The 7,898-nt window shown below is 32.0% G+C and carries 9 protein-coding genes; 7 read left to right on the plus strand and 2 right to left on the minus strand.

Features of this window, described 5'->3' with window-relative positions:
- Positions 1–30 precede the first annotated feature (30 nt).
- Genes hisA through pyrI form a run of 5 tightly spaced genes read left to right on the plus strand, consistent with a single transcriptional unit; the run spans position 31 to position 3,259 of the window.
- A complete protein-coding gene (gene hisA, locus ACR0P1_RS07155) occupies positions 31–774 on the plus strand; it encodes a 1-(5-phosphoribosyl)-5-[(5-phosphoribosylamino)methylideneamino]imidazole-4-carboxamide isomerase (protein WP_432645719.1) in 744 nt (247 codons plus the stop codon).
- An 8-nt stretch (positions 775–782) separates the two neighbouring features.
- Positions 783–1,223 (plus strand): adenylyltransferase/cytidyltransferase family protein, encoded by a 441-nt coding sequence (locus ACR0P1_RS07160; RefSeq protein ID WP_432645727.1) that lies wholly within the window; start codon positions 783–785, stop codon positions 1,221–1,223.
- Positions 1,224–1,241: 18 nt separating this feature from the next.
- Positions 1,242–2,264: an N-acetyl-gamma-glutamyl-phosphate reductase gene (gene argC / locus ACR0P1_RS07165; RefSeq protein ID WP_432645720.1), complete on the plus strand. Its 1,023-nt coding sequence runs from the start codon at positions 1,242–1,244 to the stop codon at positions 2,262–2,264.
- 18 nt (positions 2,265–2,282) lie between these two features.
- Positions 2,283–2,777 (plus strand): flavodoxin family protein, encoded by a 495-nt coding sequence (locus ACR0P1_RS07170; protein ID WP_432645721.1) that lies wholly within the window; start codon positions 2,283–2,285, stop codon positions 2,775–2,777.
- A 5-nt stretch (positions 2,778–2,782) separates the two neighbouring features.
- Positions 2,783–3,259, plus strand: coding sequence for an aspartate carbamoyltransferase regulatory subunit (gene pyrI, locus ACR0P1_RS07175; RefSeq protein ID WP_432645722.1), 477 nt, complete (start codon positions 2,783–2,785; stop codon positions 3,257–3,259).
- A 4-nt stretch (positions 3,260–3,263) separates the two neighbouring features.
- On the opposite strand, the gene ACR0P1_RS07180 is transcribed toward pyrI, so the two are convergent.
- Entirely contained in the window at positions 3,264–4,469 is a 1,206-nt protein-coding gene (locus ACR0P1_RS07180; RefSeq protein WP_432645723.1) for a GMC family oxidoreductase N-terminal domain-containing protein, read from the minus strand.
- Between the two features lie 118 nt (positions 4,470–4,587).
- Between ACR0P1_RS07180 and ACR0P1_RS07185 the strand changes: the two genes are divergently transcribed.
- Together ACR0P1_RS07185 and ACR0P1_RS07190 are read left to right on the plus strand one after the other, a co-directional pair.
- Positions 4,588–5,958, plus strand: coding sequence for a TldD/PmbA family protein (locus tag ACR0P1_RS07185; RefSeq protein ID WP_432645724.1), 1,371 nt, complete (start codon positions 4,588–4,590; stop codon positions 5,956–5,958).
- Entirely contained in the window at positions 5,958–6,515 is a 558-nt protein-coding gene (locus tag ACR0P1_RS07190) for a TIGR00296 family protein (RefSeq protein WP_432645725.1), read from the plus strand. Before ACR0P1_RS07185 ends, ACR0P1_RS07190 begins: the two co-directional genes overlap by 1 nt.
- A 107-nt stretch (positions 6,516–6,622) precedes the next feature.
- Here ACR0P1_RS07190 and ACR0P1_RS07195 read toward each other — a convergent pair whose 3' ends face one another.
- Positions 6,623–7,897: an ATP-binding protein gene (locus ACR0P1_RS07195; RefSeq protein ID WP_432645726.1), complete on the minus strand. Its 1,275-nt coding sequence runs from the start codon at positions 7,895–7,897 to the stop codon at positions 6,623–6,625.
- Between the last annotated feature and the right edge of the window lies 1 nt (position 7,898).

The following is a 7,898-nucleotide window of genomic DNA, read 5'->3' on the forward strand; positions in this document are numbered from 1 at the left end:
ATACTAAATAATATTACAGGAAAAGTGTAAATGTCATTCAAAAAAGATGAAATGTTAATAATGCCTGCAGTTGACATTAAGAATGGAAAATGTGTACAACTCGTTCAAGGCGAACCTGGAAGTGAAATGGTAGAATTGGAAAATCCTGAACTTGTTGCAAAACACTGGGAAGATTTAGGAGCTCGCAATATCCATATTATTGATTTGGATGGAACCATCAATGGTATTGCCAGCTTTGACATTATTAAAAAAATCTTAAAGGAAATCAGTGTCCCCATCCAACTTGGTGGTGGAATTAGAAGTTTAGATTATGCTCGCCAATTATTAGACCTAGATATTGAAAGATTAATAATTGGAACAATGGGCATCCAACACCCTGAAACTATTACCGAATTATCCGAGGAATATGGTAGTGAAAGAATAATGATTTCACTTGACAGTAAAGACAATAAAGTAGTTATTAAAGGATGGCAGGAAAAAATTGACAAAAGTCCTATTGAGCTTTCATCTGAATTTAAAGAACATGGAGCTGGAAGCATCTTATTTACAAATGTCGATGTTGAAGGGCTTTTAGGCGGATTTTACACAAATCCTGTAGTTGAACTTAAAAAATCTGTTGACATACCAATTGTCTATTCAGGCGGAATCACAACAATAGATGATATTAAAAAATTGAATGAAAGCCGTGTGGAAGGAATAGTAATTGGTTCTGCACTTTATAAAAATAAAATTGACTTAACTGAAGCTTTGAAATATCAAAAGAGGGTAATCTAATGAAAGTAATGGCAACCGGAACATTTGATATACTCCATCCAGGGCATGCATTATTCCTTGAAAAAGCTAAGGAATTAGGCGGGAAAGATGCAGTTCTTGCAGTTGTAATAGCTAGAGATTCTACTGTGGAAAAGAGAAAAAGAATACCTATTATACCTCAAGAACAAAGATTGGAAATGATTAAAAGCCTTAAACCTGTTGATGAAGCATATCTTGGACATGAAGGAGATATGTTAAAAATTGTTGAAGAAATTAAACCAGACATTATTGCAATAGGTTCCGATCAAAGTCATGATGTTGAAAAATTACAGGAATTATTAGATAAAAGAGGAATTAAAGCTAAAGTCATACGTGTTGAAGATTATATGTTCGGAGAACTAGATAGCACATGCAAAATTATTAAAAGAATAAAGCATACTGAGTTTAATGATAAAACTGGAGAATTATAATAATTAGGAGATTATAAAATGAAAAGTGTAGCAATTATAGGAGCAAGTGGATATACTGGAGGAGAGCTTTTAAGAATGCTCAGCATACATCCAGAAGTTGAAGTAACTGAAATTACATCAAGAAAATTAGACGGACAACCAGTCCACAAGACCCATCCACATATTAGGGATACAGGATTAATATTTAAAGATAAAAAACCATCTGACATAGATGCTGATGTAGTATTTACTGCGACTCCTCATGGTGCATCAATGAAAATCGTTCCAGAACTTTTAAAAACTGGTGCCAAAGTAGTTGATTTAAGTGGAGATTACAGATATCGTGACACTGCAGTTTATGAAAAATGGTACGGAATGGAACATACTGATAAAGAACACAAAGGAGCATTTGGACTTCCTGAATTATACAGAGATGAAATTAAAAAATCTAATTTGATAGCAAACCCTGGATGTTTCCCTACCGGTGCAATTTTATCATCATATCCTCTTGTTAAAAATGATTTGGTTGAAAGAATTGTCATTGACTCAAAAACTGGAGTTAGTGGAGCAGGAGTAAACCCATCTGTAGTTACACATTACCCAAATATTGCAGATAATGTAAACCCATACAAAATCTCTGCACATAGACATTCATCAGAGATTAAACAGGAATTACATGGATTTGATGATGTTAAAGTTTCATTTACACCACATTTGGTACCTGTAAATAGAGGAATTCAAACTACAAGCCACAGTTTCTTAAAAGAAGAACATTTAGACATTACACCTGATGAGATAAAGGAATTATATGAAAAAGAATACGGAGATGAATATTTCATTAAACTTATGGACAAAGGAGAAATTCCACATTTAAGCTCAGTTAGAGGTTCTAACTTTGTACATATTGGTGGTTTTGAAATAGATGACACTGGTCGACTTGTAATGTTATCATGCATTGATAATCTTGTTAAAGGTGCATCTGGTCAAGCTATTCAAAATATGAATATCATTCTTGGTATTGAAGAACAATTAGGATTGAAACATTTAGGTCTTCATCCTTAAGTAAAAAGGAGGAAAAATATGGCTACATTAATAATTTATTATTCTCTAAGTGGAAAAACTGAATTAGTAGCTAATACTTTAGCAAAAAAATTAAACGCACATATATTAAGAATCAAAGATTTGAAAAGCCGTAAAGGATTTAAAAACAAATTTCTTGCATCAATTAGTGCATTTAGAGAAAGTAAAACCGATATTGCTCCTGCAAAAGTTGATTTGACTGATTACGATACAATCATATTTGGAACACCAACATGGTCAGGAAATCCAACTCCCGCAATTTTAACAATAATAGACAGATGCAATTTAACTGGAAAAGATGTTATATTATTCGCTACCATGGATAGCAGTCATGGGGAGACAAATATTGAAAGGCTCGAAGAAAAAGTAAAAATGCGTGGAGCAAGAGTGATTGAAAGTTTCACTATTGCCACTAAAGATAAACCTTCTGAAATATTAATCAGAGATACAGAAACAATTGTTGAAATAAAAGATTTAAAAATGTATACAGGGTAGATTAAATGAATAACAATAAATCTGAATTAAAAATTAAAGCAATCGAGAATGGAACTGTTATCGACCACATTACAGCTAATAAAACACTACATATTCTTAAAATTTTAGGCCTTCCCGACAATGAAACAAAAAATATTACTGTAGCCATGAATGTGCCCTCTAAAGAGATGGGTAGAAAAGATATTTTAAAAATTGAAAATAGAGAATTAGATCATGGAGAACTTAATCAAGTTGCTTTAATTGCACCCAAAGCTACAATTAATATCATCAGGGATTTTAAAACTATTAAAAAAAATAAGATTGTACTACCTAAAAAGATTAAATCAATTATTAAGTGTACAAATCCAAAATGTATTACTAACTATGAGAATGAACCAATAACCCCAATATTTAATGTTGTTAGTGAAAATCCTCCAGTAGTTAGATGTCATTATTGTGAAAAATTAATAAAAACAGAAGATATTTACAAACAATTTGAATAATCTTCTATTTTTTTAAATAATCCGCTAATCTTTTAGATAATGCAAGTATTGTTAATATTGGTGGCTTTCCAGGAGATATTGGCAATACACTTGCATCACAAACGAATAAATTTTCAATTTCTGTTTCTAAATTACTATTTACCACATCACCAATTTTTGCAGTCCCCCCAGGATGTGCACCCCGATATACTGTTGAAATAATGGTATTTGGATCAACACCTGCACGCTCTAAAACAAACCCTGCAGTAGCGGTTCCTTCAGCCAAACATCTTATATCTTGAATGGAATTAGTTTTAACAACATCCCCATCATCAGTGACATAACCCTTACCTTCATCTGCAGTTTTTACCATTATGCTCAAGATATCATTCTCTGTTAATGATTCATCATCAATATTTTCTGGAATATAAGATGAATAATGAGGAGATAAAACAAAATTTTTACCAATGATAAGACCTGCCATCTGCACCTCGCTATTAAACTTAATATCTTTTAAGTATCCTCCAACACTTACAAACGGATCAAAGAATATTTCACGACCAGCTTTAGAAATTCCAGATTTCCTTAAAATTAAAGTTGAGCCAATAGCTCCTGCAGACAATATCACCTTCTCAGCTTTTATAATTTCTTCATTACCATCTTTAACATATTTTACACCCGATACAACACCATTTTCACTTATTACTTCCTTAACATCAGCTTGACAAACCAATGTTGCACCATATTCCACTGCCCCATCAATAAAATCTTTTCCAGAAAATTTGGCATCAACCGGACAACCAAATGCACATTTTCCACATTGAATGCAATCATCTTCTCTAATTGCTTTTGGCATTTTCATGGTTTGAAGACCAAGTTCATAACCTGCATCCAAAAATGCTTGAGTACCTTTTCCAATATGAGAATCATCAAGAGGATGTACATTAATTAAATCCTCAACATAATCATATGCATCAGATAAATCAATATCATAATCTAATAATTCCTCATCGAGTGCTCTTACCATATTCGCCATGGATACGATTGTTGAACCACCAATGCAAGTGGTAGTTAACAAGTCAACCTCATCTGAATATTTATCATAATACTTAAATGCATCTTTTGAATGAATATATTGTCCTTTTTCCAAAATAGTAACATCAATCCCCTCTCTTGCAAGTTCACGAGACAAAATTCCTCCACCTGCACCAGTTCCTACGATAACAATCATAACATCACCACCAAATATTTATTGATAATTATTATATTAATACTTCATAAATAATATAAAAAACTTTTATTTAATATGTAATTCATAATTAATAATGATTAATCTTTTGAGTGATAAAATGGAAGAATATATTGATTTATTCGAAAAAGTTATTGCAAAAACAAATTCTCAAATAGACTACATCGATATCCGAGCAGGAATTGGAAATAATACTTCAATATTAATGAAAGATGGCGATGTAGATGAAATTAACACAGGAATGAGCTTAGCTGCAAGAGTAAGAGTGTTGAATAATGGAGCATGGGGTTTTGCATACACTACAGATTTATCTAAAATAGATGAAATAACAGATACTGCTATTAAATTTTCAAACTCATTAAAAGGAGATGTCAATTTAAGTGAAACAGACATTATTAAAGATAAAATAACTGTTGATGTTAAAATTCCATTTAAGGATATTTCTATTGAAGAAAAAAAAGACATTATGAAACAAGCAAATGATGCTGCATGTATCGATAAAGTTAATAGTACCACCGTAAGTTATGGAGACAGTGAAGCTAATGAATTATTTATGAACAGTGAAGGTAGTGAAATTCAAGTAAAAACTAGTAGAGTAAGAATGGCTTTAAATGCATCTGCAACAAATGGTGAAATCATTCAGTTTGGACATGGTAGTCTTGGAGGAGTTAAAGGATTTGAAGTAATAGCCGATAGAGATATTGAAGAATTTGGAAGAACTATTGGTGAAAAAGCTGTTAGATTACTTGATGCTAGCCCTGCACCTTCTGGAAACTTTCCAGTAATAGCAGACCCTGAATTAACAGGTGTTCTAGTCCATGAAGCATTAGGTCATGCTGTTGAAGGTGATTTAATCTTACAAAATGATTCTATCCTTAAAGATAAAATAGGTAGTCAAATTGCATCAGATATCGTTAATATCTTTGATGATGCAAGTCTAAAAGAAGGATTTGGATATTACCCATATGATGTTGAAGGTGTAAAAACTTCACCAAATCAATTAGTTAAAGATGGAAAATTAGTTTCACTTTTAAATTCAAGAGAAACTGCATCTAAATTAAATATGAAATCTTCTGGAAATGCAAGATCATCAATTGCAGACCAACCAATTGTAAGAATGAGTAATACTTACTTACAACCAGGAGATAACACTTTTGAAGAATTAATTGAAGATATTCCTGATGGAATTTATCTTAAAGGCTCAAGAGGGGGTCAAGTAGATACTGGTAAAGGAATATTCCAATTTAATGCTGCTGAAGGTTACTTAATTAAAGATGGCGAAATTTCAACACCTCTAAGAGATGTTTCACTATCCGGTAACATCTTAGAAACATTAAAAAACATTGATGCAATTGGAAATGACTTTAAACTAAGCGTAGGATTTTGTGGAAAAGATGGTCAAACAGCACCTGTAGGTGATGGTGGACCCCATACAAGAATTCTAAATGCACTAGTTGGAGGAATGGGATAATGATTAGTGATAAATCCGGAGAATACTTAGTTAAACTAGCTAAAAATGCTATCAAGCAATATTTAGAAACTGGTGAAAAAATAACAAAAGACGAAAATTACCCCATTGAATTAGATGAAAAACTAGGCGTCTTTGTAACATTAAATAAAAATAACAATTTAAGAGGTTGTATTGGATACGCTGAACCAATTATGAGCGCAATTGAAGCTACAATTGATGTAGCCATTGCAGCAGCAGTTAATGATCCGAGATTTCCTCAAGTCAGTTTGGACGAATTAGAAAAACTTGATTTAGAGGTAACCGTACTTACAAAACCTGAAATAATTCCAGTAGCACATTATAATCAATACTTTGATGAAATTGAAATTGGTAGAGATGGTCTAATTATTCAAAAAGGATATTCAAGAGGTTTATTATTACCTCAAGTAGCAACTGAAAACAAATTTAACATTGAAGAGTTTTTAGAACATAGTTGTATGAAGGCAGGAATTAGCGCAGATAGCTGGATGGATGAAAGCTGTGATGTCTATAAATTCCAAGGCCAAATATTCAAATAATAATTAACATATGAAAATTTTCATGTTCCAATGGATGTACTGCTTGAAACACAACATATACTCTATCTGAGTGAAATTTAACTATTCGTCCATAACTTCAGTTATATCTACTTAAGACATCCAATTGGAATAACTTTAACTCCATCTTTTCTAGTATATGCTACATTCCCTCCTGTTAAAACTGCTAAAAAACTAGGATTTCTAATTTGATTATTAGATTCAATCATTTTATTCACTTTCAGTAAATTTTGAGCCCCTTCATCTATTTTAGTTTTTCCCAATTTACATTCAATTAAAGCATATCTTCCATCCTTAAGATGTACAACACAATCAATTTCAACATCAGAATTGTCATGATAATATGATATTGATCCTCCAAATTTGGAAGTATATACACTTAAATCACGAATGCATAAATTTTCAAAAATAAAACCAAAAGTCTTTAATCCTTCAAGTGTATTAAAAGCTTCAGGACCCATATTCAATGCAGCTACTGCAATTGAAGGATCAATGAATACTTTTTTATTGCCTGATCTCATTGATGATTTTGACCTAATGTTTGGTGCCCACCCCCTTAAATCTTCAATAACGAACAATCTTTTCAATGACCCCACATATGAATAATATGTAGGTTTACTAATATCCCCAAAATTAGCAGAAATATCCGCCATTATTGTAGTGTCCTTAGCTAAAGTAGAATTATTACGAGCAATAGATTTTAAAATAATTTTAACACGATCCGGATCACGTTTAACACCATCGACATTAGAAATATCACTTTCACATATATTATCCAGATAATTATAAGCAATTAATAATTTATCATTATCATTTTTTTTGTTTATAGAATCTGGCCATCCTCCACGGCATGCTGCAAAAATTAAATCATCCATTGTCAAATTGGACTCAATCCCATCAATATTTATATCAGAATTGTCAAATAATTCCTCAATGGATATTTTACCATTAGACTCTCCACTTTCATATAGGCTCATAGGCCTCATAAGTAATCTATGAATTCTACCTGTCCCTGAATGCATAATTTTTGATTCATCAACTACTGTAGAACCAGTTAAAATATATAATCCCTCACCTTGAAGTTCATCAACACTATTTCTTACACCATCCCATAAAATTGGTGCCATCTGCCATTCATCAATTAATCTTGGTTTTTCACCTTCCAGTAATTTTGAAGGTTTTATATCTAACCACATTTGATATTCTTCTTGCCTATCAATATCCTGAAGTTTTAAAACACTTTTAGCATATTGTTCAGCAGTAGTTGTTTTACCACACCATTTAGGGCCGACAATGAGTACTGCACCAATAACATTCATCCATTGACCTAATTCATCATCCAAATATCTGGCCATATACTCCATA

Origin of the sequence: Methanobrevibacter sp., from assembly GCF_050872065.1 — an archaeon.
Lineage (GTDB): Archaea > Methanobacteriota > Methanobacteria > Methanobacteriales > Methanobacteriaceae > Methanocatella.